The following is a 25886-nucleotide window of genomic DNA, read 5'->3' as shown; positions in this document are numbered from 1 at the left end:
GCTACAAAAAGTTTAATAATAAAAACAACTAAACCACCACCAGGCGAAGAAGATTAACAGCAGTATAAAAAGGATAATCACAACTGCAAACCAAATCCAGCCGCGCCGTGCGCAAGGGGCTGAATATGCAGCATAGGGAGCCCCGAAGCCGGCGGGGGAGTATGGGTAACCAAAAGCCATCTAACACACCCCCTTTTCCAGTTTTTAATAGTCTATGTGGTTGTATGCCTTCATGAATAGGCACCTGCTGAAAGAATATCTATAAACTGATTATTTGACAATGATACTAAGGCTGAGTTATAAGTGATAAGAATTAATATTCTCGCTTGGAGGAATAGAAGTGAAGGGTCATAAGTTAATTTACTTTACGATTTTAATCGTGTTTATTTTGGCTGCTGCTGGCTGCACAAATAATACGAAGGAATCTAAAAAGACTGAACAGAATCAAAAAGCCGATGTACTGCCGAAGTTTGATGTTACAGCAGCAAAATCGATAAAGGTTAACCGGATCTATGGGATTGGTTATCCTGGTAATGACAACGCTCTCTATGTAGCAGCGGGTAATGGTCTAAAGATATATAAGGAAGCAAATTGGTTCGAAACGACAACGAACCGTCATCAATATATGGGGTTTCAAGCCGTGGAAGATGGCTTTATCTCAAGCGGACATCCGCAAAAAGGGACAGGTTTAAAAAATCCGCTTGGGCTTGTTAAAAGCGATAATAAAGGGGAGACCTTAATAAAGCTGGCCTTTTATGGAAAAGGTAACTATGTTTTCATGGCCTCAAGCTATTCAGGCAAAGGTCTTTATGTGATCAGTGATCAAGAGACGGACCAATTAAATACTGGTGTGAATTATTCTAAAGATAACGGGCAGACCTGGCAGCCTAGTAAATTCAAAGACTTTCAAGCAGATTCGCTTGGAATGATGGCTGTCCACCCGGTCAATGGAGACATTATGGCCATGTCTACTCGGTCAGGCATTTATTATTCCACCGATAATGGAAACACGATGAAGCTTATGACAGAGCCATTTATGGTTACTGCTGTTACTTTTGCCGGAGATTCTCTTTTATTTTGTAGTGTTGAAAACGACAAAATACTTTTAAAAACTTTAGATCCTGCAACGGCCGAGCAAACGAATATTGCCATTCCATTCTTGGACTACGATAATCCGATTACATATTTGGCAGTAAATCCCAAGAATCCAAACCAAATGGCCTTCACTACCTACAAAAATGACCTTTATGAAAGCCCAGATGGCGGGAAAACGTGGAATAATTTGTTTTTAAAAGGGGAAAAAGAGCAGGAGTAGCCTGCTCTTTTTACTATGAGTTTTTTTTCTTTTTTTCCTTCTCGGCCCGGTAAAATTCATGGAACATTTTCATCAGAGCCCGCTTTTCAATCCTAGATACATAGCTTCTTGAGATGCCAAGCTCTTTGGCAATTTCGCGCTGGGTTTTTTCTTTTTGCAGATCAAGACCAAAGCGGCCGATAATCACTTCTTTTTCCCGGCTGTCTAAAACCTCGATATATTTCTTGATTTTTTCAAGTTCCATATTCAGCTGGATCGTATCAATAACATCTTCCGATTCTGATTTCAGGACATCGATAAGAGAAATTTCATTTCCTTCTTTATCTTGGCCAATTGGGTCATGCAAGGACACATCTTTTTTCGTCTTTTTTAAAGCTCTTAAATGCATCAATATTTCGTTTTCTATACAACGGGCCGCATAAGTGGCAAGCTTTGTTCCTTTACCCTCTGAATAACTCTCGATGGCTTTGATTAACCCAATCGTTCCAATCGAGATTAAATCCTCAGAATCCTCACCGGTATTTTCAAATTTTTTTACGATATGGGCAACCAGCCGCAAATTGTGTTCAATCAACATATTTCGCGCATGGGAATCCCCTTCGGCCATCAAGCGCAGGTACTTTCGTTCATCTGCAGCGGATAGGGGTTGAGGAAAGGCGTTGTTCTTTACGTAAGATACAAGAAATAAAAATTCTTTTACCAAATAGCCAAGAGCCGTTAAGATTCCAGACATTCACTTCCACCCCGTATCTTTATTGGACTTTAGCCTATTATTAATTCCTATGAAGAAAACGGAAAATTGTGTCTGTCCAGTTAATTTTATTTGAGTGCGGTAGGAAATATAAAAAAAAAGACCTACTTAGTACTAAAACCAAGTAAGTCAAATTTATTAGATTTGGAATTTTTAAACTTTTCTAAGCTTAAAGGTGCTAACCATAAGGAATGAAAGAATGATAATAATAAATAAGAACGTTTGTGACGGTAGGTATGGTATCGCCAAAAAGCTTAGGGTTGCCAAACAGCCAGCAGCAGTAATCGGAAGACCAGTAAAGTAGCCGTTGCTTTCGGTAATATTAAACCTAGCTAAACGAAAGGCACCGCAGCCAATATAAAATACAGTGAAAAATGAACCGGGGCCGCCGAATTCATTTAAAATTCCTTGGTATAGTAATAGTGCAGGGGCAACTCCAAATGATATAATATCACTCATGGAATCTAATTGTTTACCTAATTCCGACTCAATATTAAATTTTCGGGCGATCATTCCATCAAATCGATCTGCCAGCGCCGCAATAAAAATGAGCAGTAAGCTTAATCGCAAATTCCCGTGCAGACCAAACACGATGGCAAATCCACCTAATGATAAATTGGCTAAAGTGATGACATTTGCAGTTTGCGATTTTAATTTCTTGATGGTTTGATCTATAACATCCAATAAAAACATTTTTTACCTACCACTCCTTTCTTCAAGCCGAAGGAATTTATAATTTCCACAGTTTACTTTATAATATTTAATTTTAAGGGTTTTATGTCTATTCGTAAAGAGTATTTTTACACTATTTGGGGGTAATACCAGTGATACAGTCCTTTTACCGATTATTTATTGAATTAACGAATGGAAGGTGGACATCAAGTTTCTTAAAAAGATTTGCCAGGTCCCGTGCGAGCCGCGTCATTGTCCCTTCCTTTGCAAGAGTTTATCATCTCAATTTAGGAGAGATGGAGAAGGAACTGCACGAGTTTCCTACCCTGCATGATTTATTTGTCAGAAGGCTGAAGAAGGATGCACGAAAAATTGATGAAGCAACCGATTCTGTGGTGAGTCCGGTTGACGCAGTCATTGAAGATGTTGGGGAAATCAATCAGAATAGTGAGATTCTTGTAAAAGGAAAAACGTATTCTATCGAAGAAATGCTGGGGGACGCAGGAGCTTTGCCAAAATATTTAAATGGTACATATATGATTCTATACTTAAGCCCAAGTCACTACCACCGGATTCACAGCCCGGTAAGCGGTACGGTTACTAAGCAATGGAAGCTTGGTTCAAAATCCTATCCTGTTAATAAGCTCGGGCTAAAATATGGAGTTCGTACACTAGCCAAAAACTACCGTGTTATTACAGAAGTTCAAACAGAGTTTGGGCATGTGGCGATCGTGAAGGTTGGGGCTATGTTTGTCAATTCTATTGAAACCATTCATGAGGGGTCAGATTTAACAAAAGGCGGTGAGATGGCTTATTTTACCTTTGGGTCAACAGTGGTGTTACTGTTTGAACATAACATCTTTGAGCCTGCTGCGGATCTAGAAACTCCTAAAGAAATTAAAGTCGGCGAAAAAATCGGTACCCTATTAAAATAAAAATAAGGCGAGCAAAAATAGCGCCTGCTTTGGGCAAAAAGAAAAGCCCATTTGGGCAGTTAATTATGATGATTTTTTTATTTTATAAGAAAGGGACCGACGGCGAATTTCGGATTCAATAAGGTTAATAAATTCGCTGCTTAGGTTTAATTCTCTTGCTTTAAAGTAAGATTCAATCAGTAATTCATCGGAAAGTTTACGCATGTCTGATTCCACCTCCGGTTAATAAATTGATGGTTCTATTCTAGTAAAAGGGAACATAATATAGTAAGTTCAGATGGTGTACCCTAAATCTACCAAATTTATTCCTGTAGAACAATCGTTCTAATTATCCACAGGATAAGGTGGATAACTTGTGATTAGCTTGTTTATAAAGCGATGAAAAGTGTATGATTCAATGGGTATAATGTTAATAACGTTATCCACAGGTGTCGGGAAAGTAGATGTTTGTCGAAAAATATTTTTATTTTTTTATGAAACTGCCTTTTTCTTCATAAATCTGATATGATTCTGCCTATTTTGCATACATACATATCATGTATTGTCGGGATTTGAAGAACAATAAGATTAAGAATAAAATGGTTTTGCTTTTTCTTTTGAAACCAAAGTTAAAATTAGTTATGATGGTACAAGAATAGGGAAATCCTTGGCTTCATCACCAAAGATTAGTAATTTAATGAGGTGTACGCTTAGTGCTAAAACAATTTTTACCTGATGAACACGTGAAGAGCATTCTTGAGATATCTCCGGAACAATTAAAATCAAGAGGCATAAAGGGAATTATTACTGATTTGGATAACACATTGGTGGAATGGGACCGTCCAAACGCAACTCCCGCTTTAATTAAATGGTTTGAGGAATTAAAAAAGCAAAATATTCTAGTTACAATTGTTTCAAACAATAATAAAGAACGGGTAGGAGCCTTTGCAGATCCTCTCGATATTCCGTTTATTTTTCAAGCCCGAAAGCCGCTTGCAAAGGCTTTTAAGAAAGCAATTACACAAATGGGCATAAAAAAAGAAGAGGCTGTCGTGATTGGCGATCAGCTGTTAACCGATGTGCTTGGCGGAAATCGCAGCGGCTTTTATACCATTTTGGTGGTGCCTGTTGCCCAGACAGACGGCTTTTTCACAAAATTTAACCGTTTTGCTGAACGGCGGATTTTAAATTGGTTTCGAAAAAAAGGAATGGTTTCATGGGAGGATTAATTAGTGAGTGACCTACAACATATATGCATAGGCTGCGGAGTAAAGGTTCAGACAGAAGACCCTGAGAAAATTGGTTATGCTCCCGCTTCCGCATTGGAAAAAGAAACAATTATTTGTCAAAGATGCTTTCGTCTCAAGCATTATAATGAAGTACAGGATGTCAGCTTAACAGATGACGATTTTTTAAAAATACTAAATGGAATCGGCAAAACTGATGCGTTGGTTGTCATGATAGTCGATATTTTCGACTTTAACGGCAGTTGGCTTCCTGGGCTCCACCGGTTTGTCGGGGGCAATAAAGTGATCCTCGTTGGCAACAAGGTCGATCTGCTGCCGAAATCAGTTAAACATAATAAGTTGATTCATTGGATGAAGCAGGAAGCACGGGAGCTAGGGTTGCGTCCTGAGGAGGTATTTTTGGTCAGTGCGGCAAAGGGCTGGACTATGAAAGAAACAGCCGCTGCCATAGATGAATACCGCGATGGAAAGGACGTCTATGTAGTCGGCTGTACGAATGTTGGAAAATCTACCTTTATCAATCGGATTATAAAAGAGGTAACCGGTGAAGGGGATATCATTACGACCTCTCATTTTCCTGGCACGACGTTAGATATTATCCAAATTCCGCTTGATGACGGAAAATCATTAGTGGATACACCGGGAATTATCAATCACCATCAAATGGCGCATTTTGTTGATAAAAGGGATTTAAAAGTGATTACGCCTAAAAGAGAAATCAAGCCGATGGTTTTTCAATTGAATGAGGGGCAGACATTATTCTTTGGTGGGCTGGCCCGGTTTGATTACGTAAGCGGAGGCAGAAGATCTTTTGTTTGTTATCTTTCCAACGATTTAAACATCCATCGGACAAAAATCGAAAATGCCGATGAGCTTTATGAAAAACATGTTGGGGAAATGCTGACCCCTCCTCGGCAAGAGCAACTGGAAACATTTCCGGAGCTTGTCAAACAAGAGTTTTTCATTAAGGAAGCCAAGACAGATATTGTTTTTTCCGGTCTTGGCTGGGTGACTGTCAATGAACCAGGAGCTAAGGTAATCGCCTATGTTCCCAAAGGTGTTCAAGCATTACTACGAAAATCATTAATATAAAAAGTGAAACTGGGTGGGGAGAAATACGTGAAAAAGCTATATGCGGTTATTGGATATCCAATCGGGCACTCCATGTCCCCGGTGATGCACAATGATTTATTTTCTTTTTATCAAATCGATGGCCATTATCTCCCTTTTCAAGTGGAACCGGAGAACCTCGAGGATGCTGTGAAAGGCTTAAAAGCAATTGGGGTTGGTGGATTTAATGTAACTGTTCCTCATAAAAGCAGGGTCATCCCTTATCTTGATGGGGTAGACGAACTGGCGAATGCAATTGGTGCGGTAAATACCGTCGTTAATGAAGACGGCCGTTTTATTGGTTATAATACAGACGGACTTGGATTTCTAACGGGATTGGAAAACCAATTTGCTTCTATTGAAGGAAAAAAGATTCTCGTGATTGGAGCGGGCGGTGCGACCAGAGGTATTTATTTTACTTTGGCAAAGGAAAAACCCGCTAAGATTGACATTGCCAACCGGACCCTGGAGAAAGCTTGGAGTCTCATTAATGATTGTCCGTATCCCAATTCATCAGCTGCCTTTTCTCTGGAGGAAGCGGAACAAGTACTAGAAGATTACGACTTAATTATCCAGACAACCATAATTGGGATGGCGCCGGAAATTTCTGAACAGCCGCTTAAACTGGACAACTTAAATAAACAGGCGATTGTTTGTGATATTATTTACAATCCGCTGAAAACAAAATTTTTACAAGATGCGGAACAAAAAGGTGCACAAATTCAAAATGGGATTGATATGTTCGTTTTTCAAGGGGCTCTTGCTTTTGAAAAATGGACAGGGACTTTCCCGGATGCAGAACGAATGAGAGCAATTGTGCTCAAACAACTCGGAGGTTAATACATGTTAACAGGAAAACAGAAACGATTTTTACGTTCAAAGGCCCATCATTTAGATCCGATTTTTCAAGTTGGAAAAGGCGGCGTAAATGAGAACATGGTGAAGCAAATTGCCGATGCTCTTGAAGCAAGGGAACTCTTTAAAGTAAGTGTCCTACAAAACTGCGACGAAGATAAAAATGTGGTTGCCCAGCAGCTTGTTGATGGGGCAGGGGCAGAATTAGTACAGATTATCGGAAATACGATCGTCCTTTATAAGGAATCGGTTGAAAATAAACAAATTACTCTTCCCTAAAGTAAAGGTGGGGTTGTATTGTGAAGGTTGGAATTTTGGGCGGAACGTTTGATCCACCACATTTCGGACATCTTTTGATTGCTAATGAGGTTTTAGCCGCTCTTTCGCTTGATGAAATTTGGCTCATGCCGAATCGAGAGCCTCCGCATAAGAAAAAATCGGAATCGATTTCGAACAATGACAGGCTTCAGATGCTGGATTTGGCCATTGAAGGGAATCAGGCATTCAAAATTCAGCCAATCGAACTTGACAGGGAGGGGCCATCCTATACCCTTGATACGATGAAGGTCCTTAATGAAACCTATCCCGGGCATCAATTTCATTTCATAATTGGAGCTGATATGATTGAATATTTGCCTAAATGGCATAAAATTGATGAACTGGTAAAGCTTGTCCAATTTGTCGGCGTGCAAAGACCTTCCTACAGCCATCTTACAGAGTATCCTATTCTGTATGTTGATGTACCGGCGATGGAGGTATCTTCAAGTATGATTAGAGAAAGATTTAAAAACGGAAAAACTGCGCGTTATCTAATGCCTGATTCCATCATCCAATATATCGAGGAGAACCATTTATATGGAACGTGATGTAGCATTAAAGCTTGTAAAGGAACAATTAACGGAGCATCGCTACCAGCATACCTTAGGCGTAATGGAAACAGCCATTGAATTGGCTAGAAGGTATGGGGCAGATGAAAAAAAGGCCGAAACGGCTGCTATTTTTCATGATTATGCCAAATTCCGCCCAAAAGAGGAAATGAAGGAAATTATTAGGACCCAGGGTTTTTCTCAGGATCTGCTCAGGTTTAATGCTGAACTTTGGCATGCTCCTGCCGGCACCTATCTTGTTGAGAAGGAAGCAGGGATTCAAGACCGAGAAATTCTCGACGCTATCCGTTACCATACATCAGGAAGGCCGGGGATGAGCCTGCTTGAAAAAATTATCTATTTAGCGGATTATATTGAACCAGGCAGACACTTTCCGGGTGTTATGGAAGTACGGGAAATGGCAAAAGAGAATTTAGATAAAGCATTAATCCAATCAGTCAAAAATACGATATTATTTTTAATGAAAAAAAATCAGACTGTCTATCCAGAAACGTTTCATACGTATAATGATTTAATCCAAAATGGAAGGGTTGAGTAAATGGACAATCAAGAACTACTTCAATTGACAGTTAAAGCAGCGGATGATAAAAGGGCTGAAAACATTCTTGCACTAAACATGAAGGGAATTTCGCTAATTGCCGATTACTTTATGATTTGTCATGGAAATTCCGATAAGCAGGTTCAGGCAATTGCAAGAGAAATTAGGGAAAAAGCCAATGAAAACGGGCTTGATGTGAAGAGAATGGAAGGTTTTGATGAAGCGCGGTGGGTGTTAATCGATTTGGGGGACGTTGTTGCCCATGTATTCCATCGTGACGAAAGAAGCTATTATAATTTGGAGCGCTTGTGGGGAGATGCCCCGCGGGTTGACGTCCTGAGTGAATTAAATTCATGACAAGCTACCAGCATTTCGCCTATCTTTATGACGAACTCATGAAGGACGCACCATATGATGAATGGATTCGATTTGTGGAAGAGAAGCTTGCCAAATACGATATTAAAGGCAGAAAGCTGCTTGACCTAGCCTGTGGAACAGGGCAGCTTTCTGTTCGTTTTGCCAAGCAGGACTTCCAAGTGACCGGATCTGATTTATCGGCTGACATGCTGGCTGTTGCCCAAGCAAAAGCAGAAGCAGAGGGGCTTGTGATTCCATTCTTTGAACAGAATATGGCTGAATTCGAAAACCTGGAACAGTTTGATGTCATCGGCATCTTTTGCGACTCCTTGAATTATTTGGAAACGGAACAAGAGGTTAAAGAAACCTTTTTGCATGTTTTTCAACATTTACAGCAGGGCGGACTTTTTATTTTTGATGTTCATTCTATTTATAAAATCACTCAAGTCTTTATGAACCAAACCTTTGCTTTAAATGAAGATCATATCGCTTATATTTGGAATAGCTTCCCAGGGGAGGAGCCAAATAGCGTGGAGCATGAGCTGAGCTTTTTTGTCTTGGATGAAAAGTCGGGAAGATATGATCGTTATGATGAGCTTCATTATCAGCGAACCTTTAGTGTTCAGCAATATTCCGATTGGCTGGATGAAGCAGGCTTTCAATTATTAGAGATAAATGCTGATTTTGAGCATGCGAAACCACAAACCCATTCAGAACGAATTTTTTTTATTGCACACAAAAAATAAAGCCATCTTTCTTAAAAAAGATGGCTTTTTTTTATTTATACTTGCAGGAATTTGCGGAAATTTGGCGAATTAATGTTTTGAGATATGCAATTCTACTTTATCGAGATCTTCCTTGAATTTTGCGTGGGTGGCTTGAAATACATGTTCAAACATTTCCCCAAGCTCATTGTCGAGCACCTTAATTCCTTCTCCGGTAATTCCGCCTTTCACACAAACTTTTTCCTGGAGCGATGGTAAGGTATAATGGCCTTGCTTAAGCAATTCACCAAGACCTACAATCATCTCACTGGCCAAAACTGTGGCTACTTTTTCATCGATTTCCGTTTCCTTTACGGCTGCATTAATAAATGCCTGCAGCAAATAACTGAAAAATGCAGGTCCGCAGCTGACAATATCCGATGCTACTCTTGTTACCTTTTCATCAATATCGACTGGGACTGAAATCTTTGTCATTAAATTGTCCATTTCCAATCTCCAATTATCCCGACAGCTTTCCCCATAGGTCATTAAGGAAACTCCCGAAAGAGCCCGATTCGTGATGCTTGGGATGACTCTTACCACAGAACAAGAAACCTTACTCTCAATTTGTGCTGTACTGATAGGGCTTGTTATCGAAACAAGACATTTATTTTCCGTCAAATGGGGATTGATCTTATCTATCACCTTAAAAACATCTAATGGCTTTACACAAACAAATATTAAATCGGATTGAGCCGCAACTTCTACTTCATTTGCCCCAACCCTAATTTCCTTGTATTTATCTTTAAGCAGCATGGCTTTAGCGATCGTTCTGTTCGTAATCAGCATCGAAGAAGGAGATACGGCTTCTCCGTCAATTAACGCTTCCACCAAAATCCTCCCCATATTACCGGTGCCGATAATGCCAATATTCATTGTTTCGACCCTCCTTCACCTCAGAGTTTCTTTTATAACCTTATGAGGAATGTTTGTAAAATATACCTTTAGAAAGGATGGAGCCAAGTGAAAGACTGGTTGATGGAACATAAGAGTTATGCTGTTGCTGTTGCATTGCTTGTCGTGGTCTTGATTTTTTATTTTTACCAAAACGGTGCTAGTGAGGCTATCCAACCGCAGCCCTTAGCGACTGATAAAGTATCAGAGGCTGGCAGTGTTCAAGAAAAATCCGAGGAAAATATGGGGAAGACACAGAGTCAAACAGCTGCAGTAATCATGGTAGATGTAAAGGGACAGGTGAAACAGCCAGGTGTTTATAAAGCCTCAGAGGGGGAGCGGGTTATTGATGTGGTTAGCCGTGCGGGAGGTGTAACCGAACAAGCAGAGCAAGGTCAAGTGAATTTTGCTGAACGGGTAAAGGATGAAATGGTCATTTATATTCCGGCAAAGGGTGAAGGGGCGGTGGTTCACCCGGAGGTATCGGGTAATGGAGTAATGGTCTCAGGGGGGACAGGTCAGAATGAAGGGAAAATTAATCTCAATAAAGCGGAGGTCAATGAACTGCAAAATCTGCCTGGTATCGGGCCGGCAAAGGCAGCGGCGATCATCGATTACCGGGAAACAAGCGGACCTTTTAAACGAGCAGAAGATTTAAAGAATGTCAGCGGAATCGGTGAAAAAACGTATGAAAAATTAAAGGATTTGGTTACGGCGCCATAATTCTATCATTGACGTTCATGGACAAGCACTATTAAACTTAAACAAAGAAAACATCATCAAGGGAGTGGCTAAGGTGAATCGTATTTCATGGGATCAATATTTTATGGCGCAAAGTCATTTGCTTGCACTGAGGAGCACTTGCACCCGGCTCACAGTTGGGGCGACCATTGTCAGGGATAAGCGGATTATCGCCGGGGGCTATAACGGTTCCATTGCCGGCGGAGACCATTGTATCGATAAAGGTTGTTATGTCGTAGATAATCATTGTATTCGTACTATTCATGCTGAAATGAATGCCCTTTTGCAATGTGCAAAATTTGGCGTTCCGACAGCAGAAGCGGAAATTTATGTGACCCATTTTCCTTGTTTGCAATGCTGTAAAGCGATTATCCAGGCTGGCATTAAAACTGTTTATTATGCTGAAGATTATAAGAATCATCCTTATGCAATTGAACTGTTTCAACAAGCGAATGTAAAAGTGGAAAAGGTAGAATTAACCGAATCAGTGATAGATTTTCGAAAGGTTAATTCATAATCTTTGTTTGGCGCCGGACTTGAATCCGGCGTCAATATTATTCAAAGACTGGAGAAGGCACGATGACCGGAAAATATATTTATTTTGCAGTTGCAGCTCTTTTAGGAGTATTGGCGGCACTGAACCATTTTCTGCCCTATTTTATGTTGTCCATCTTTTATCTGTTTGTTTTGCACCATTATAAAAAGTTTCAACCATACCTATTATCTGTAATAACCGCAGTATGGCTTGTATTTTTCCTCTTTGGCTTTCAGGCAGCCAGCCACAATCATACGAAAATTCCTGAGACTGTCGCTTCATTTTCCCTTGAATATATTCAAGACCCCAAAATAGACGGTGATTTATTACAAATCCAGGCAAAAGAGCATGTTTATAAAGAAAAACTCCTTATCCACTATAAAATGAATTCGCAACAAGAAAAAGAAGACCTTAAAGATAAGTCTTTTTATGGTTATGTATGCAAGTTGTCTGGTGATTTGAAGAAACCAAAGATAGCTAAAAATCCGAATGGTTTTGACTATCGTAATTACCTTAAAACAAAAGAAATTTACTGGATTGTTGAAAGTAAGGAAAATCCTCTGAGTAACTGTACTCCTGTAAAGAGAAATTCCCCGTTCACTCTCATTCAAGATCTCCGCTTTATGGGAATACATTACCTCGAAAAACAGTTTCCAACCGAAATTGCATCATTATCTTCCGCTTTAATTTTTGGCGAGAGGGGAATGCTTAGCCCAGATTTACAGGAGGATTATCAAAAGACAGGACTCGTTCACTTATTGGCGATCTCAGGTCTCCATGTTTCCCTCCTGATCGGGATGGTTTTTTATATGGGGATAAGATTGGGTTTGACTAGACAGACGATGACGAATTTTCTTTTGATGGTATTGCCTGTATATGTCATCTTAACTGGCGCGTCTTCGTCAGTAATTCGTGCAGGGCTTATGATTTTTCTTGTTCTGGCAGTAATAAAGTGGAAGAACCAGCTTAAGTTGCTGCCCCTTGATGCCATAAGCCTTGCCTGTATCATATATCTGAGCTTTAATCCGTTGGTGCTGTTTGACGTCGGCTTTCAATTATCGTTTACAGTAAGTGCCGCCATCATCTTGTCTGCAAAGTATATTTTGGGGAAATACTCGATTACTATTATCCAAATGATTGTCATTTCCGCAGCCTCTCAATTAACAGCACTCCCTTTTTTGCTGTATCACTTCTTTGGATTGTCCTTCATAGGAATAGTAGCTAACTTAATCTATATCCCGTTATTTTCATATGTTTATCTTCCTGGATTGTATGGTTTATTTTTTATTCAACTTGTATTAGGGTGGACTCCGGGAATCCTCATAAAATTCTTCATGTCTATAATTACCCTTTTTAACACTTTAATTGCTTTACTTGCTGATTTAAACTTTGCTGCATTAGTGCCCGGAAGACCAAATCTTTTCTTTTTACTATTTGATATGGTGGTGATTGTTTATATTTTTTACATTTGGGAAAAGAGGGGCTATCCAAATAGAAAATGGCATCTTGTCGGTTTGTCTGCCGCTCTATTGACATTTCAATCAGGCTGGAACTGGGCCGACCCCTTTGGTGAGGTAACGATGATCGATGTTGGTCAAGGAGATAGTATCTTCATCCATTTTCCCCGTGGTGGCGGGAATTATTTGATTGACACGGGTGGAACGATGAATTTTATGGATGAAAATTGGCAGAAGCGGGCGAAACCGTACGAGGTGGGAAGAGATGTTGTTGTTCCATTTTTAAAGGGAAACGGGATCACAAAAATTAATAAATTAATCTTAACACACGGGGATATGGATCATATCGGGGGTGCCAAATCTATAATAAAAGAACTTAAAGTAGAAGAAATTCTTCTGCCCTCAGTCGCCGAACCATCTGCCATGGAGGAAGAAATCAGGGCGGAGGCGGAAAAAAAGGGAATAAATCTTGTTCACGTTTCTTCTGGATATCGGTGGGGAAACGCGGATCATCAATTTTATATACTTAGTCCGGATGAGAACTTTAAAGGAGAACGAAACAGCGGCTCGCTTGCCATTTTTGCCCGTTTCGGAGGGTTGAATTGGTTTTTTGGCGGAGATTTGGATAAGCCGGGTGAGGAAAGAATTATCCAGAGATATCCAGAATTAACGGTGGATGTCCTTAAAGCCGGACATCATGGGAGTAAAACATCAAGCTCTGATGCCTTTATTCGGCAGGTTAAGCCTAAAGCGGCCATTATTTCTGTCGGGGAAGAAAATCGATTTGGACACCCCCATCAGGAGGTGATTAGGCTTTTAAAAGAAGTAAATGCAGTAATTTATCGAACTGACCTGCAGGGAGCAATTACTTACAGTTTTTATAAAAATACAGGAACCTTTTCTACGTTTTTGCCATAAGATACATCACTTAATGAAAAAGAGGCTGCGGGTAATACAGCCTCCTGAAACTCTTATGTAGCATTAATTAAGAACCGATCAGCTTAATGACTGTAGCAATGATAAACATTACAGCAAAAAAGCCAAAAGACACACCAAATCCAACCCCTGAATCAATTGCATCGTTACGCTTGCTTTGCGGATTTTTTTCAAATTGGTTCACAGTCTACCCCTCCTATTTCACAATATAGTATAAGCGATTTCCTTAAAAAAATCCAGCCTCCCCTAAATGCTTTTCCTGTACTGACAAGTGTTGTCAAAATAGTTTGACTAACAAAGGGCTACAATAAGCTTACCAAAGGAACTCCGCCTGACATATCGGTACCTAGGGCCGATAAAAGCAGGCGTTCATTATAGATCGGGAATTGGCACTATGGTGAATGCTGTCAATTCCCTTTTAATTATTCGGAAATAACTATTTCAAACCTTGTGTTTTGTACTTGTCAAATTGTCCAAGCTTCATTACGATAATAAAGAGTGAAATAAAGGGGAGCGCTGGACAAAATGGTAACAGATGTGTGGCGGAAAATTAAACAAAATCATATTGCTCCAATTTATTTATTATATGGAACAGAAAGCTTTTTAATCAATGAGACCAAGCAATTGCTGCTAAACCATATATTAAATGAAGAGGAAAAGGACTTTAATTTTGCAGCCTATGATTTGGAGGAGACTCCGCTTGAAATTGCGGTAGAGGATGCGGAAACCTTTCCTTTTTTAGGGGAAAGAAAGGTTATTTTTTTACATAATCCGATTTTTTTAACAGCTGAAAAATCGAAAGAAAAAGTCGAGCATAATATAGCAAAGCTTGAGGCCTATATAAGGGAGCCTGCACCGTATACTGTCTTGGTCATTTCGGCACCTTATGAGAAATTAGATGAACGAAAGAAAATTACCAAAGAACTTAAGCGAACTGCAGAGGTTGTCGAGGCCAAAAAATTAAATGAGCATGAACTAAAAAATTGGGTAAGGGACCGGGCGAAGACAGCAGGAATCGAAATCGAGACTGATGCTGTGGAGCAGCTGCTCGCGCTCTCGGGCACCAACTTATTCATGCTTTCGAGTGAACTAGAAAAGCTTGCTTTATATGCTGCAAATGAGAAAAGAATTGATGGGGCGCTTGTGGAAAAATTGGTTGCTCGTTCATTGGAGCAAAATATTTTCACGCTAATCGAAAAAGTGGTGCAGCGGAAATTGGAGGAAGCATTAAGGATTTATTTTGATTTGTTAAAGCAAAATGAGGAACCAATCAAAATATTGGCGCTGCTTTCTAATCAATTTCGCTTAATTTATCAAGTGAAGGAGCTGTCACGACGCGGATATGGCCAGCAGCAGATTGCCGGTTTCTTGAAGACCCATCCATTTCGAGTGAAGCTAGCTCTCGGACAGGCAGCGCAATTTACGGACGAGGAGCTTGCAAATCTCATGAGCCTCCTTGCCGAAGCCGACTATCAAATGAAAACCGGCGGGATGAATAAGTCTCTGCTGATTGAAATGTTACTGTTCAAATTAAAGAAATAAAAAAACGATTCCTGAAAAAGGAATCGCTTTTTTATTATAGTGCGTTGATTTTCTTCATTAGGCGAGCTTTTTTACGAGCTGCAGCGTTTTTGTGGATAAGACCTTTTGCAGCTGCTTTATCTAATTGGCTAGCAGCATTTACTAAAGCTTCCTTCGCAGTAGCAGCGTCGTTAAGAGTAACAGCAGCTTCTACTTTCTTTACTGAAGTACGCATTGCAGATTTCGCCATTGTATTTTGAGCATTACGAGATTCGCTAGTTTTTACACGCTTAATAGCAGATTTAATGTTAGGCATCAATTTCACCTCCTGTAAAGAATCGAGACTATATGAACTCGACTAAACATTCATAAACAATTATTCGCAACAAGAGATATTTTATCAAATGGTCAACTAGATTGCAATATAGAATTCATTAGCTAGGATAGAATAAATTGCATGTTTTCTTTGAAAAGGGGCAAAAATAGGAAATAGTTTCTATTTGCAGGAAATCTTTTTTTCTAATGGAGGATTGAACATGAAGGAATCTATCGACTTAAGTCAATATTCGGTCCGCACTGATTTAGCGATTGAAGCCAGGGAAATGGTACTTGCCCAATCTGTTGAACAAGAGGAAAACTTGTCTCAAATTGAAGGGGTCATTATTAAAGAAAAAGATGTTGACGATATAAAAATCTCCTTAGTAGAAGTGACGAAACAAGGAGAGGCGCAGCTTGGAAAAAAAGCCGGACGATATTTAACCTTGGAGGTCCAGGGGATCCGTCAGCAAAATACGGAAGTGCAGCAAAAAGTGCAGAAAATCTTTGCTAGCGAGTTTGCCCATTTTCTAGAGGGGTCAGGTGTTAAAAAAACCGATTCCTGTCTAGTGGTTGGATTGGGGAACTGGAATGTAACGCCGGATGCGGTTGGTCCGATGGTTTGTGAAAACCTGCTTGTGACACGCCATCTTTTCCAGTTACAGCCGGAAAATGTGGAGGAAGGCTACCGATCTGTCAGTGCATTGTCACCTGGAGTTATGGGGCTAACGGGCATTGAGACCAGCGACATTATTTTCGGAGTTGTAGAAAAGACCAAGCCGGATTTTGTGATCGCTATTGATGCCTTGGCATCTCGGTCTATTGAAAGGGTAAATTCTACCATCCAAATCTCTGATACTGGCATCCATCCCGGTTCTGGGGTGGGGAACAAACGAAAGGAATTAAGTAAAGAAACATTGGGTGTTCCTGTTATTGCTGTAGGAGTTCCTACAGTGGTTGATGCCGTTTCGATTACAAGTGATACGATTGACTTCATTTTAAAGCATTTTGGCAAAGAAATGAAAGAAGGGAACAGACCTTCAAGAGCACTTGCTCCGGCCGGGATGACCTTTGGAGAACGACGCAAACTGACCGAAGAAGATTTGCCGGAAGAAAAGCATCGTAAAACCTTCCTTGGCATTGTCGGGACACTTCCGGATGATGAGAAACGCAAACTGATTCAAGAAGTCCTTTCACCGCTTGGCCATAATTTAATGGTTACGCCAAAAGAGGTTGATGTGTTTATTGAAGATATGGCAAACCTCCTCGCCAATGGACTAAACGCCGCCCTCCACAGCACTGTTGATCAAGGTAACGCAGGGTTCTATACAAGATAAAAATGTTAGAGGCAGTCTGATTTGGACTTGCCTCTAAAAAATGGTTCTACCAACTCTATTAATGTCATAGGATTTACTAGAATCCTTTTTGTGAGAGGTGGAACCATGAAAACCAAAGCTTCAGGAACCTTTATAATGGTGCAAGGGACAAGTGTCCTTAAGTTTATGGCAGCACTGTTTATATTTTTATTGTTTATTTTTTCTATCAGCGGGCTCTTAACATCCTTAAAGCCCCAATATAGACTATCTTCATCCTCCGTCAACCAGGCGGCAACGAAAGTGAACGGTGAACTTCTTTTTCAACTAATGGGCTGGGAAAACCACCACTTCTTAAAAGTGAAGCCTGACTTTACGATGCCAACATTAACGAATTTGGTTTTTAAACTGTCAAGCAACATTAATTTGGATGACCCAAGGAGTATGCTTGGCCGAGAGCTGCCAGGATTTTTTCAGTTTGATGGGCAGATACTGGTTGCTGGGGAAGGGACAAATTATACAAATATGCCTTTGGAATCCTCGCCGCCGATTGAAATTATGAAAGCGGAACAAGAGGCATCTCTGCAGAATATAGAAGGGTTGGACAAACCTTCGGATAATAATCCGTCACCTGCACCCGGCCAAACGACTGGAGATCGGAAGGTTGTCTACGTTTACTTTACTCATAATCGGGAATCCTATTTACCATACCTTAAAGGGGTCACCAATCCTAATTTAGCTTTCCATTCGCAAATCAATGTCACAAAAATTGGCGACCAATTAAAAGAAAGCCTTGAAGAAAGAGGAATCGGAACCTTTATTGATAAAACGGATGTTCAAGCGAATCTAAATAAAAAGGGTTTAAAATATTGGGATTCTTATACGGAATCACGTTCCGTGGTACAAACAGCCATGGCCTCCAACCGGGATTTGCAATATTTAATTGATATCCACCGCGATTCAAAGCGGAAGAAGGATACGACCGTTACTATTAACGGGAAATCTTATGCCAAAATTGCTTTTATCATCGGTGGTAAAAATCCAAATTATGAAAAAAACGCAAAGCTTGCAAATGAATTACACCAACTTTTGGAAAAAAAGTATAAAGGTTTAAGTAGAGGGGCATTCGTGAAAAATGAACCTGGAAGCAACAATATCTATAATCAAAACCTTTCTGAAAATGCGATGTTAATTGAATTTGGCGGTGTCGATAATACATTTGAAGAACTGAACAGGTCGGCAGATGCACTCGCAGATGTGTTCAGCGATTATTTCTGGCAGGCAGAAAAGGTGAACAAGGATACGGAGCAATCTACTAATAAACAATAGATGATAGGAGCATTTCATATGAAAATGTTCATGGTAAAAAGTTTCATTATCGCAGCGCTAATGTTTATTTCAGTTTTAACGGGAATGGAATTGGCGAACAATGGAATCCAAAAAATGAAAGGGTATCAGGATCCCAATTTTCAAAACGCGGTCTCTATAAATGAAACAGGGACTGATCTAAAGGCGACCTTTCTTGGCAAAAATATTTCCAATCATGATATTGAAGCAAAAAAGAAGAAACTTGAAGAGATCAATGCCTATAATTTTTTCTCCTCAATGGGTAGAAAAATGTCAGATGGCTTAACCAAAGCTTCTGAGAGTCTGATTGATTTGGTAGTGAAATAAACGGCGGCACCAGTGAAGGTGCTGCTGTTTTAGTTTTCGTTGAATCTTGATAATCCTCTTGTTATAATGAAAAATAGTGTATCTGCGCCAATTTAGTAGGAGTGAACCACATGAATAGAGATGAACGACTGAAACGACAAGAAAAAATCAGAAACTTTTCAATTATTGCCCATATCGATCATGGTAAATCGACCTTGGCCGATCGAATTTTAGAAAAAACCAATGCCCTCTCCTCCCGAGAAATGAAAGCCCAGCTCTTGGACTCGATGGACTTGGAGAGAGAGCGCGGGATAACGATAAAATTAAACGCTGTCCAGTTACAATACAAAGCCAAAAATGGCGAAGAATATATTTTTCATTTAATTGACACCCCGGGACATGTCGATTTCACCTATGAGGTGTCGCGCAGCCTGGCTGCTTGTGAGGGGGCTATTCTAGTTGTCGACGCAGCGCAGGGAATTGAAGCGCAAACATTGGCAAACGTTTATCTAGCATTGGATAACAATCTTGAAATCTTACCTGTAATTAATAAAATCGACCTCCCGAGTGCAGACCCAGAAAGGGTGCGCAATGAAATTGAAGAAGTCATCGGGCTTGATGCTTCCGAGGCAGTTTTAGCCTCGGCAAAAGCAGGAATCGGAATTGAAGATATCCTTGAGCAGATTGTTGAGAAGGTCCCTGCCCCTGTGGGAGATCCTGGAGCGCCATTAAAAGCACTGATTTTCGATTCGCTATATGATGCCTATCGCGGTGTAATCGCCTATATTCGTATCGTCGACGGGACTGTAAAGGTAGGCGATAAAATTAAAATGATGGCCACCGGTGCGGAATTTGAAGTGACTGAAGTCGGCGTTCATAATCCAAGAGAAGTGCAGCGAAATGAATTAACTGTCGGTGATGTGGGCTATCTTGCGGCATCTATTAAAAATGTCGGCGATACCCGTGTCGGAGATACAATCACCAATGCCAAAAACGGAGCTAAAGAAGCGCTGCCAGGCTATCGTAAATTAAATCCAATGGTTTATTGCGGAATGTACCCAATTGACACGGCTAAATTTAATGATCTCCGTGAAGCGTTGGAAAAGCTGCAGCTGAATGATTCCGCCCTGCAATTTGAACCGGAAACATCACAGGCGCTGGGGTTTGGCTTCCGCTGTGGATTCCTGGGACTGCTTCATATGGAAATCATCCAAGAGCGGATTGAGCGGGAATTTAAAATCGATTTAATTGCGACTGCTCCAAGTGTTATCTATCATGTCCATATGACAGACGGAGAACTGATCAACGTAGACAACCCATCCAATATGCCTGACCCGCAAAAAATCGACCGGGTTGAGGAGCCATATGTGAAAGCAACCATGATGTCGCCAAATGATTATGTTGGCGCAATTATGGAGCTTTGCCAGCAAAAACGAGGCAATTTTATCGATATGCAATACTTGGATGAAAACCGGGTCAGCATTATTTACGAAATTCCGCTTGCAGAGATTGTTTATGATTTCTTTGATCAATTGAAGTCAAATACGAGAGGCTATGCTTCATTTGATTATGAACTGATCGGTTATAAACCGTCCAAGCTGGTTAAAATGGATATCATGTTAAACGCCGAAAAAGTTGACGCTCTAAGCTTTATTGTCCATAAAGACTTCGCCTATGAACGGGGAAAAGTAATTGTCGAAAAGCTGAAGGAACTAATTCCAAGGCAGCAATTCGAAGTTCCTATTCAGGCTGCCGTCGGGCAGAAAATTGTCGCCCGTTCCACCATCAAGGCGATGCGGAAAAACGTTTTAGCGAAATGTTACGGTGGTGACATCTCCCGTAAACGTAAATTGCTCGAAAAGCAAAAAGAAGGTAAGAAGCGGATGAAACAGGTTGGCTCCGTTGAAGTGCCGCAAGAAGCGTTCATGGCTGTATTAAAGATGGACGACAATAATACAAAAAAATAACTTCAACACGAGGTCAGGACAAGCCTTTAAAGGTGAAGCCTGCCTCTTTTTGTTAGTAAGGAGTTGAAACCTTGATGATTAAAGCTGCCTATCTGCACATTCCTTTTTGTGAACATATTTGCCATTATTGTGATTTTAACAAAGTGTTTCTTAAGGGGCAGCCTGTTGATGAATACTTACTAGCTCTGGATCGGGAAATGCAAATGACTCTTGCGCAGTATCCAGTGAAAGAACTTGATACTATTTTTGTTGGGGGAGGAACGCCCACCTCTTTAAATGAAAAGCAGCTTGAACGATTCTGTGAAAGCATTAACCGACATTTATTGAAAAGTTCAGATGTAGAATTTACTTTCGAGGCAAATCCTGGTGATTTATCGAAGGAAAAATTACAAATATTAAAGGATGCAGGTGTCAACCGGATTAGTCTTGGTGTCCAAACCTTTAATGATGAATTGTTGAAAAAAATCGGCCGTGTTCATCGGGCTGAAGATGTCTATCGAACCATTGACGATGTGAAGAAGACAGGATTTCAGAATATTAGTATCGACCTGATTTACAGTTTGCCCGAGCAAACACTTGAAGACTTTCAAGCTTCTCTTCATACGGCGTTTTCATTGGACATTCCGCATTACTCAGCCTACTCGTTAATTATCGAGCCTAAGACCGTTTTTTATAATTTAATGAAAAAAGGCCGCCTTCCAGTCCCAGGTGAGGATATAGAGGCACAAATGTACGAAATGGTAATGGAGGCAATGGAAAAACACGGATTCAAACAGTATGAAATCAGCAACTTTGCCAAGCCCGGCTTTGAAAGCAAGCATAATTTAACCTATTGGGACAACGAAAACTACTTTGGTTTTGGGGCTGGAGCGCATAGCTACGTAGATGGCTTTCGCCGTTCTAATTATGGGCCTTTGAAAAAATATATGGACCAGATTAACAGTGGAAAACTTCCCTTCATTGAGGAACATCAAGTAACATTAGCAGAACAAATGGAGGAAGAAATGTTTTTAGGCCTGCGAAAAACGGAAGGTGTTTCAATCTCAAGTTTTAAAATAAAATTTGACCGTGATCCCGAGCAATTATTTAAGCAGGAATTAGCTGATTTAACATCAAGACTATTGTTAAATGTACAGGATGGCAGAATATATTTAACTAAAAAGGGCCGTTTGTTAGGAAATGAAGTTTTTCAGTCGTTTTTAGGAGTATGTAATTGACACCATAATTCCTTTTTGATAATTTATTAGTATAATTAGCACTCGTTAATGCGGAGTGCTAACAGAGGTGATGAATGTTGTTAACAGATCGTCAATTGTTGATTCTTCAGGTTATTGTTGATGACTTTATTCGATCTGCACAACCAGTCGGCTCTAGAAGTTTGTCGAAAAAAGAGGAAATTTCCTTTAGTTCGGCAACGATTCGAAATGAAATGGCCGATCTTGAGGAAATGGGGTTTATCGAAAAAACTCATACCTCATCGGGGCGTGTCCCTTCGGAAAAAGGTTATCGTTACTACGTTGACCATTTGCTTTCACCGCAGACTTTGAATCCTCAGGATATTTCAATCATTCAATCCATCTTTGCGGAGAGGATTTTTGAATTTGAAAAAATTATCCAAAGGTCTGCGAAAATTTTGTCAGAAATGACGAATTATACTTCTATTGTTCTAGGGCAGGATGTCGGCATCAATAAGCTGAAAAGAATTCAAATCATCCCCTTAAACAAAGAAACAGCTGTTGCGATCTTAGTGACAGATACTGGCCATGTGGAAAATAGGACCTTTTCACTCCCGGCAGTACTTGATATGAGCGAATTGGAGAAAATCGTCAACATCCTAAACGAAAAATTATCCGGTGTCCCGCTTGAAGATTTACATGATAAGATTTTTAAAGAGGTGGCAATGCTTTTAAAACAGCATATCCGCCGTTATGATCTTTTTCTTCATACCATTGCGGAAACCTTTAAAATGCCAGCAACTGAAAAGTTATTTTTCGCAGGGAAAACGAACATGTTAAGTCAGCCAGAATTTCATGATATTGCCAAAATACGTAATCTATTAACCATGATAGATCGAGAAGATTGGATTACAAATTTAATCAGAAGCAATCAAAAGGGTATTAGCGTGAAGATTGGCAGTGAGAATCAAAATAGTATCATGGAAGATTGCAGTTTGATCACGGCTACTTATTCTGCCGGCACAGAAAAATTGGGGACGATTGCGATTCTTGGCCCGACAAGGATGGAATATTCACGTGTTATCAGCTTATTGCAGTTATTAAGCCATGATTTATCGGCGGTATTAACAAAGCTGTATCAATACAAATAACACTGGTAATATTGAGTAAGGGTGAAATCAACCATTTCACCCTCTTACCATGGTTATCAGCCATTAAATAATTGAGATTTGATTCTTTAAGGGAGGTGAGTATGTTGTCAAACGAAAAAAACAATACCTTGAATGAAGAAATGGAAGATTTAAGAGGCAGCGAAAGCGTTGAATTTACTAATAATGAAGCCGCTCGTGCCGGACAATCAATTGAACAAACAATTGAAATGGAGGCAGAAACTGCTGAACAGCCTGTTCATGCTGAAGCTGAAGCTCAATTGCAGGAAATTCAAATGTTAAAGGATAAACTAGAGGCGGCAGAGAACCGCTACCTTCGCCTGCAAGCAGACTTTGATAATTTCAAACGCCGTACCCGCTTGGATCAAGAGGCGGGCGAAAAATATAGAGCGCAAAAACTAGTGACCGATTTACTTCCGGTACTTGATAACTTTGGAAGAGCTTTGGAGATTGAGGCAGACAACGAACAAACAAAGTCAGTGCTGCAGGGAATGGATATGGTCTACCGCAGCTTAATCGATGCTTTGAAAAAAGAAGGTGTCGAGCCAATTGAAGCAGTGGGGAAGGAATTTGACCCTCATCAACATCATGCTGTAATGCAGGGAGACGATGCTGCTTATGGCTCAAACGTAGTGATTGAGGAATTCCAGAAGGGCTATTTACTAAAAGACCGGGTGATTCGGCCATCAATGGTAAAAGTGAATCAATAAGCCTACATATTATTTTATAAGGAGGATAAAGGCAATGAGCAAAATTATCGGTATTGACCTTGGTACAACCAACTCCTGTGTTGCTGTACTTGAAGGCGGGGAACCAAAGGTAATTCCCAATCCAGAAGGCAACCGTACAACTCCATCTGTTGTAGCCTTCAAAAATGGGGAACGTCAAGTAGGGGAAGTGGCAAAGCGCCAGGCGATCACAAACCCAAATACGATTATTTCCATTAAGCGTCATATGGGTACTGCACATAAGGAAGAAATTGAAGGAAAGCAATATACACCGCAGGAAATTTCGGCTATCATACTTCAGTATTTAAAATCCTATGCAGAGGATTATCTTGGTGAGCCAGTAACAAAGGCAGTCATTACAGTTCCTGCTTACTTTAACGATGCTGAGCGTCAGGCTACGAAGGATGCAGGTAAAATTGCCGGTCTTGAAGTAGAACGGATTATTAACGAACCGACTGCTGCTGCTTTAGCATACGGTTTGGATAAAACAGACCAAGATCAAACGATTCTTGTTTATGACCTTGGTGGCGGTACATTTGACGTTTCCATTCTTGAACTTGGAGACGGTGTTTTTGAGGTAAAATCAACTGCCGGTGACAACCGTCTTGGCGGTGATGACTTTGACCAAGTGATTATTGATTATTTAGTAGATCAATTCAAAAAGGAAAATGGCATTGACCTTTCTCAAGATAAAATGGCCTTGCAACGTTTGAAGGATGCTGCTGAAAAAGCGAAAAAGGATCTTTCCGGCGTGACTTCCACGCAGGTATCCCTGCCATTTATCACTGCAGGCCCTGCAGGTCCGCTTCATTTGGAAGTAACTTTATCAAGGGCTAAATTTGATGAATTAACAGCACATCTTGTTGAACGTACGATGGGACCTGTCCGCCAGGCATTGAGCGATGCAAGTATGTCTCCATCAGAACTTGACAAAGTTATTCTTGTCGGTGGTTCTACTCGTATCCCTGCTGTTCAAGAAGCCATTAAAAAGGCAACTGGCAAAGAGCCGCATCGCGGAGTAAACCCTGATGAAGTTGTAGCGATGGGTGCAGCAATTCAGGGCGGCGTTATCACTGGTGACGTAAAAGACGTAGTACTTCTAGATGTAACGCCATTATCCCTTGGTATTGAAACAATGGGCAGTGTATTTACAAAATTAATCGACCGTAATACAACCATCCCAACTTCCAAGTCACAGGTGTTCTCAACTGCTGCTGACAACCAAACAGCCGTGGATATCCACGTTCTTCAAGGGGAGCGTCCAATGGCAGCGGACAATAAAACATTAGGCCGCTTTCAGTTATCTGACATTCCACCGGCACCACGGGGAATTCCGCAAATCGAAGTAACTTTCGATATCGATAAAAACGGTATCGTAAATGTTCGTGCTAAGGATCTTGGTACAAATAAAGAGCAGCAAATTACCATTAAATCATCTACAGGACTTTCTGATGATGAAATTCAAAAAATGGTCCGCGAAGCAGAAGAAAACGCGGAAGCGGATAAACAACGCAAAGAAGAAGCAGAACTTCGCAATGAAGCGGATCAGCTAGTCTTTACAACAGAAAAAACCTTAAAGGATCTGGAAGGTAAGGTTGACGCTGCTGAAGTAGCAAAAGCAAATGATGCGAAGGATGCTCTAAAGCAAGCTATCGAGAAAAACGATTTAGCAGAAATGCGTGCGAAAAAAGATGCTCTTCAAGAAATCGTTCAGGCTTTGACTGTAAAGCTATATGAACAGGCTGCTGCGGCCCAGCAAGCGCAGGCAGGCGGCGCTGATGCAGGTGCCTCTGGCAAAAAAGACGACAATGTAGTTGATGCAGAGTTTGAAGAAGTTAAAGACGATAAATAGAAAAGCGGAAGCGCCTTGACCAGGGGCTTATGACCCAGAGCCCCTAGGCGCTGGAGCTAGACAGTAATCGTTGTATTAGACGGTTACTTGTATTACTGATAAAAAAGTCAAAGTCAGACTAAAGGCTTTGGCTTTTTTAGCTAATCAGAATTTATTCCATAAGTTCTGAACGCATAAATATAACTACGCCTCTGTCTTCGTCCTAATGGACTCGCCAGTC

The 25886-nt window shown here is 40.5% G+C and carries 28 protein-coding genes and 1 pseudogene; 22 read left to right on the top strand and 7 right to left on the bottom strand.

Annotated elements, in window-relative coordinates; genetic code table 11:
* Positions 1-12: 12 nt before the first annotated feature.
* Positions 13-180, bottom strand: coding sequence for a hypothetical protein (locus V5M37_RS22040; protein WP_423799150.1), 168 nt, complete (start codon positions 178-180; stop codon positions 13-15).
* A gap of 160 nt (positions 181-340) precedes the next feature.
* On the opposite strand from V5M37_RS22040, the gene V5M37_RS22035 reads away from it, so the two are divergent.
* Positions 341-1315, top strand: coding sequence for a F510_1955 family glycosylhydrolase (locus V5M37_RS22035; RefSeq protein WP_423799149.1), 975 nt, complete (start codon positions 341-343; stop codon positions 1313-1315).
* A gap of 13 nt (positions 1316-1328) precedes the next feature.
* Here V5M37_RS22035 and sigK read toward each other — a convergent pair whose 3' ends face one another.
* Together sigK and pssA are read right to left on the bottom strand one after the other, a co-directional pair.
* The gene (gene sigK / locus V5M37_RS22030) at positions 1329-2048 is read right to left on the bottom strand and encodes an RNA polymerase sporulation sigma factor SigK (protein WP_213144785.1); all 720 of its coding nucleotides are present in this window, start codon (positions 2046-2048) and stop codon (positions 1329-1331) included.
* 171 nt (positions 2049-2219) lie between these two features.
* Entirely contained in the window at positions 2220-2759 is a 540-nt protein-coding gene (gene pssA / locus V5M37_RS22025; RefSeq protein ID WP_213120099.1) for a CDP-diacylglycerol--serine O-phosphatidyltransferase, read from the bottom strand.
* A 131-nt stretch (positions 2760-2890) separates the two neighbouring features.
* Here pssA and V5M37_RS22020 point away from each other — a divergent pair, with 131 nt between their 5' ends.
* Positions 2891-3673, top strand: coding sequence for a phosphatidylserine decarboxylase (locus tag V5M37_RS22020; RefSeq protein WP_423799148.1), 783 nt, complete (start codon positions 2891-2893; stop codon positions 3671-3673).
* A gap of 63 nt (positions 3674-3736) precedes the next feature.
* On the opposite strand, the gene V5M37_RS22015 is transcribed toward V5M37_RS22020, so the two are convergent.
* Positions 3737-3877, bottom strand: a complete 141-nt coding sequence (locus V5M37_RS22015; protein ID WP_213144787.1) for a sporulation histidine kinase inhibitor Sda — start codon at positions 3875-3877, stop codon at positions 3737-3739.
* Positions 3878-4365: 488 nt separating this feature from the next.
* Between V5M37_RS22015 and V5M37_RS22010 the strand changes: the two genes are divergently transcribed.
* From V5M37_RS22010 to V5M37_RS21975, 8 genes are read left to right on the top strand one after another with little or no spacing between them, the layout of a single operon-like run.
* Positions 4366-4881 (top strand): YqeG family HAD IIIA-type phosphatase, encoded by a 516-nt coding sequence (locus V5M37_RS22010; protein WP_423799147.1) that lies wholly within the window; start codon positions 4366-4368, stop codon positions 4879-4881.
* Positions 4882-4884: 3 nt separating this feature from the next.
* Positions 4885-5991 carry a ribosome biogenesis GTPase YqeH gene (gene yqeH / locus V5M37_RS22005; protein ID WP_423799146.1) on the top strand — a complete coding sequence of 369 codons (1107 nt, stop codon included), beginning with the start codon at positions 4885-4887 and terminating at the stop codon, positions 5989-5991.
* A gap of 27 nt (positions 5992-6018) precedes the next feature.
* Positions 6019-6849, top strand: a complete 831-nt coding sequence (aroE, locus tag V5M37_RS22000) for a shikimate dehydrogenase (RefSeq protein WP_423799145.1) — start codon at positions 6019-6021, stop codon at positions 6847-6849.
* Between the two features lie 3 nt (positions 6850-6852).
* Positions 6853-7143, top strand: coding sequence for a ribosome assembly RNA-binding protein YhbY (gene yhbY / locus V5M37_RS21995; protein ID WP_423799144.1), 291 nt, complete (start codon positions 6853-6855; stop codon positions 7141-7143).
* Positions 7144-7160: 17 nt separating this feature from the next.
* Positions 7161-7730, top strand: a complete 570-nt coding sequence (locus tag V5M37_RS21990) for a nicotinate-nucleotide adenylyltransferase (RefSeq protein WP_423802666.1) — start codon at positions 7161-7163, stop codon at positions 7728-7730.
* Positions 7720-8289 carry a bis(5'-nucleosyl)-tetraphosphatase (symmetrical) YqeK gene (yqeK, locus tag V5M37_RS21985; protein ID WP_423799143.1) on the top strand — a complete coding sequence of 190 codons (570 nt, stop codon included), beginning with the start codon at positions 7720-7722 and terminating at the stop codon, positions 8287-8289. Before V5M37_RS21990 ends, yqeK begins: the two co-directional genes overlap by 11 nt.
* Positions 8290-8646 carry a ribosome silencing factor gene (gene rsfS / locus V5M37_RS21980; protein ID WP_213144793.1) on the top strand — a complete coding sequence of 119 codons (357 nt, stop codon included), beginning with the start codon at positions 8290-8292 and terminating at the stop codon, positions 8644-8646.
* The gene (locus tag V5M37_RS21975) at positions 8643-9392 is read left to right on the top strand and encodes a class I SAM-dependent DNA methyltransferase (protein ID WP_423799142.1); all 750 of its coding nucleotides are present in this window, start codon (positions 8643-8645) and stop codon (positions 9390-9392) included. The genes rsfS and V5M37_RS21975 overlap by 4 nt, the downstream gene beginning before the upstream one ends.
* A gap of 69 nt (positions 9393-9461) precedes the next feature.
* Here the strand turns inward: V5M37_RS21975 and comER are convergent, their stop codons facing one another.
* On the bottom strand, positions 9462-10286 hold the full coding sequence (comER, locus tag V5M37_RS21970; protein ID WP_378584100.1) for a late competence protein ComER: 825 nt from the start codon (positions 10284-10286) through the stop codon (positions 9462-9464).
* A gap of 87 nt (positions 10287-10373) precedes the next feature.
* On the opposite strand from comER, the gene V5M37_RS21965 reads away from it, so the two are divergent.
* From V5M37_RS21965 to V5M37_RS21955, 3 genes and pseudogenes are all read left to right on the top strand, one after another.
* Positions 10374-11027: a helix-hairpin-helix domain-containing protein gene (locus V5M37_RS21965; protein WP_423799141.1), complete on the top strand. Its 654-nt coding sequence runs from the start codon at positions 10374-10376 to the stop codon at positions 11025-11027.
* A gap of 73 nt (positions 11028-11100) precedes the next feature.
* Positions 11101-11547, top strand: a pseudogene (locus tag V5M37_RS21960) (ComE operon protein 2); the annotation flags it as partial.
* A gap of 77 nt (positions 11548-11624) precedes the next feature.
* Positions 11625-13955 (top strand): DNA internalization-related competence protein ComEC/Rec2, encoded by a 2331-nt coding sequence (locus tag V5M37_RS21955; RefSeq protein ID WP_423799140.1) that lies wholly within the window; start codon positions 11625-11627, stop codon positions 13953-13955.
* Positions 13956-14022: 67 nt separating this feature from the next.
* Here V5M37_RS21955 and V5M37_RS21950 read toward each other — a convergent pair whose 3' ends face one another.
* On the bottom strand, positions 14023-14157 hold the full coding sequence (locus V5M37_RS21950) for a YqzM family protein (protein ID WP_213120113.1): 135 nt from the start codon (positions 14155-14157) through the stop codon (positions 14023-14025).
* A 341-nt stretch (positions 14158-14498) separates the two neighbouring features.
* On the opposite strand from V5M37_RS21950, the gene holA reads away from it, so the two are divergent.
* Positions 14499-15515 (top strand): DNA polymerase III subunit delta, encoded by a 1017-nt coding sequence (gene holA / locus V5M37_RS21945; protein WP_423799139.1) that lies wholly within the window; start codon positions 14499-14501, stop codon positions 15513-15515.
* Positions 15516-15549: 34 nt separating this feature from the next.
* Here holA and rpsT read toward each other — a convergent pair whose 3' ends face one another.
* Positions 15550-15810, bottom strand: coding sequence for a 30S ribosomal protein S20 (gene rpsT, locus V5M37_RS21940; protein ID WP_213120116.1), 261 nt, complete (start codon positions 15808-15810; stop codon positions 15550-15552).
* Between the two features lie 220 nt (positions 15811-16030).
* On the opposite strand from rpsT, the gene gpr reads away from it, so the two are divergent.
* The 8 genes from gpr (at position 16031) to dnaK (ending at position 25666) form a co-directional block, all read left to right on the top strand.
* The gene (gpr, locus tag V5M37_RS21935; protein ID WP_423799138.1) at positions 16031-17146 is read left to right on the top strand and encodes a GPR endopeptidase; all 1116 of its coding nucleotides are present in this window, start codon (positions 16031-16033) and stop codon (positions 17144-17146) included.
* Between the two features lie 105 nt (positions 17147-17251).
* The gene (gene spoIIP, locus V5M37_RS21930; RefSeq protein WP_423799137.1) at positions 17252-18451 is read left to right on the top strand and encodes a stage II sporulation protein P; all 1200 of its coding nucleotides are present in this window, start codon (positions 17252-17254) and stop codon (positions 18449-18451) included.
* A gap of 18 nt (positions 18452-18469) precedes the next feature.
* Positions 18470-18796, top strand: a complete 327-nt coding sequence (locus V5M37_RS21925) for a DUF3679 domain-containing protein (RefSeq protein WP_213144801.1) — start codon at positions 18470-18472, stop codon at positions 18794-18796.
* A gap of 110 nt (positions 18797-18906) precedes the next feature.
* Positions 18907-20742 (top strand): translation elongation factor 4, encoded by a 1836-nt coding sequence (gene lepA, locus V5M37_RS21920; RefSeq protein WP_423799136.1) that lies wholly within the window; start codon positions 18907-18909, stop codon positions 20740-20742.
* A gap of 74 nt (positions 20743-20816) precedes the next feature.
* A complete protein-coding gene (gene hemW / locus V5M37_RS21915) occupies positions 20817-21959 on the top strand; it encodes a radical SAM family heme chaperone HemW (RefSeq protein WP_423802665.1) in 1143 nt (380 codons plus the stop codon).
* Between the two features lie 77 nt (positions 21960-22036).
* Positions 22037-23068, top strand: coding sequence for a heat-inducible transcriptional repressor HrcA (gene hrcA / locus V5M37_RS21910; protein ID WP_213145290.1), 1032 nt, complete (start codon positions 22037-22039; stop codon positions 23066-23068).
* A gap of 101 nt (positions 23069-23169) precedes the next feature.
* A complete protein-coding gene (grpE, locus tag V5M37_RS21905; RefSeq protein WP_423799135.1) occupies positions 23170-23796 on the top strand; it encodes a nucleotide exchange factor GrpE in 627 nt (208 codons plus the stop codon).
* A 34-nt stretch (positions 23797-23830) separates the two neighbouring features.
* Positions 23831-25666 (top strand): molecular chaperone DnaK, encoded by a 1836-nt coding sequence (dnaK, locus tag V5M37_RS21900; RefSeq protein WP_423799134.1) that lies wholly within the window; start codon positions 23831-23833, stop codon positions 25664-25666.
* Positions 25667-25886: the final 220 nt, after the last annotated feature.

It is taken from the genome of Neobacillus sp. SAB-20_R2A, from assembly GCF_049568635.1.
Taxonomy (GTDB): domain Bacteria; phylum Bacillota; class Bacilli; order Bacillales; family Cytobacillaceae; genus Neobacillus; species Neobacillus citreus.
The sequence above is the reverse complement of the archived record's forward strand: the minus strand, read 5'-3'. Positions and strand labels throughout refer to the sequence as shown.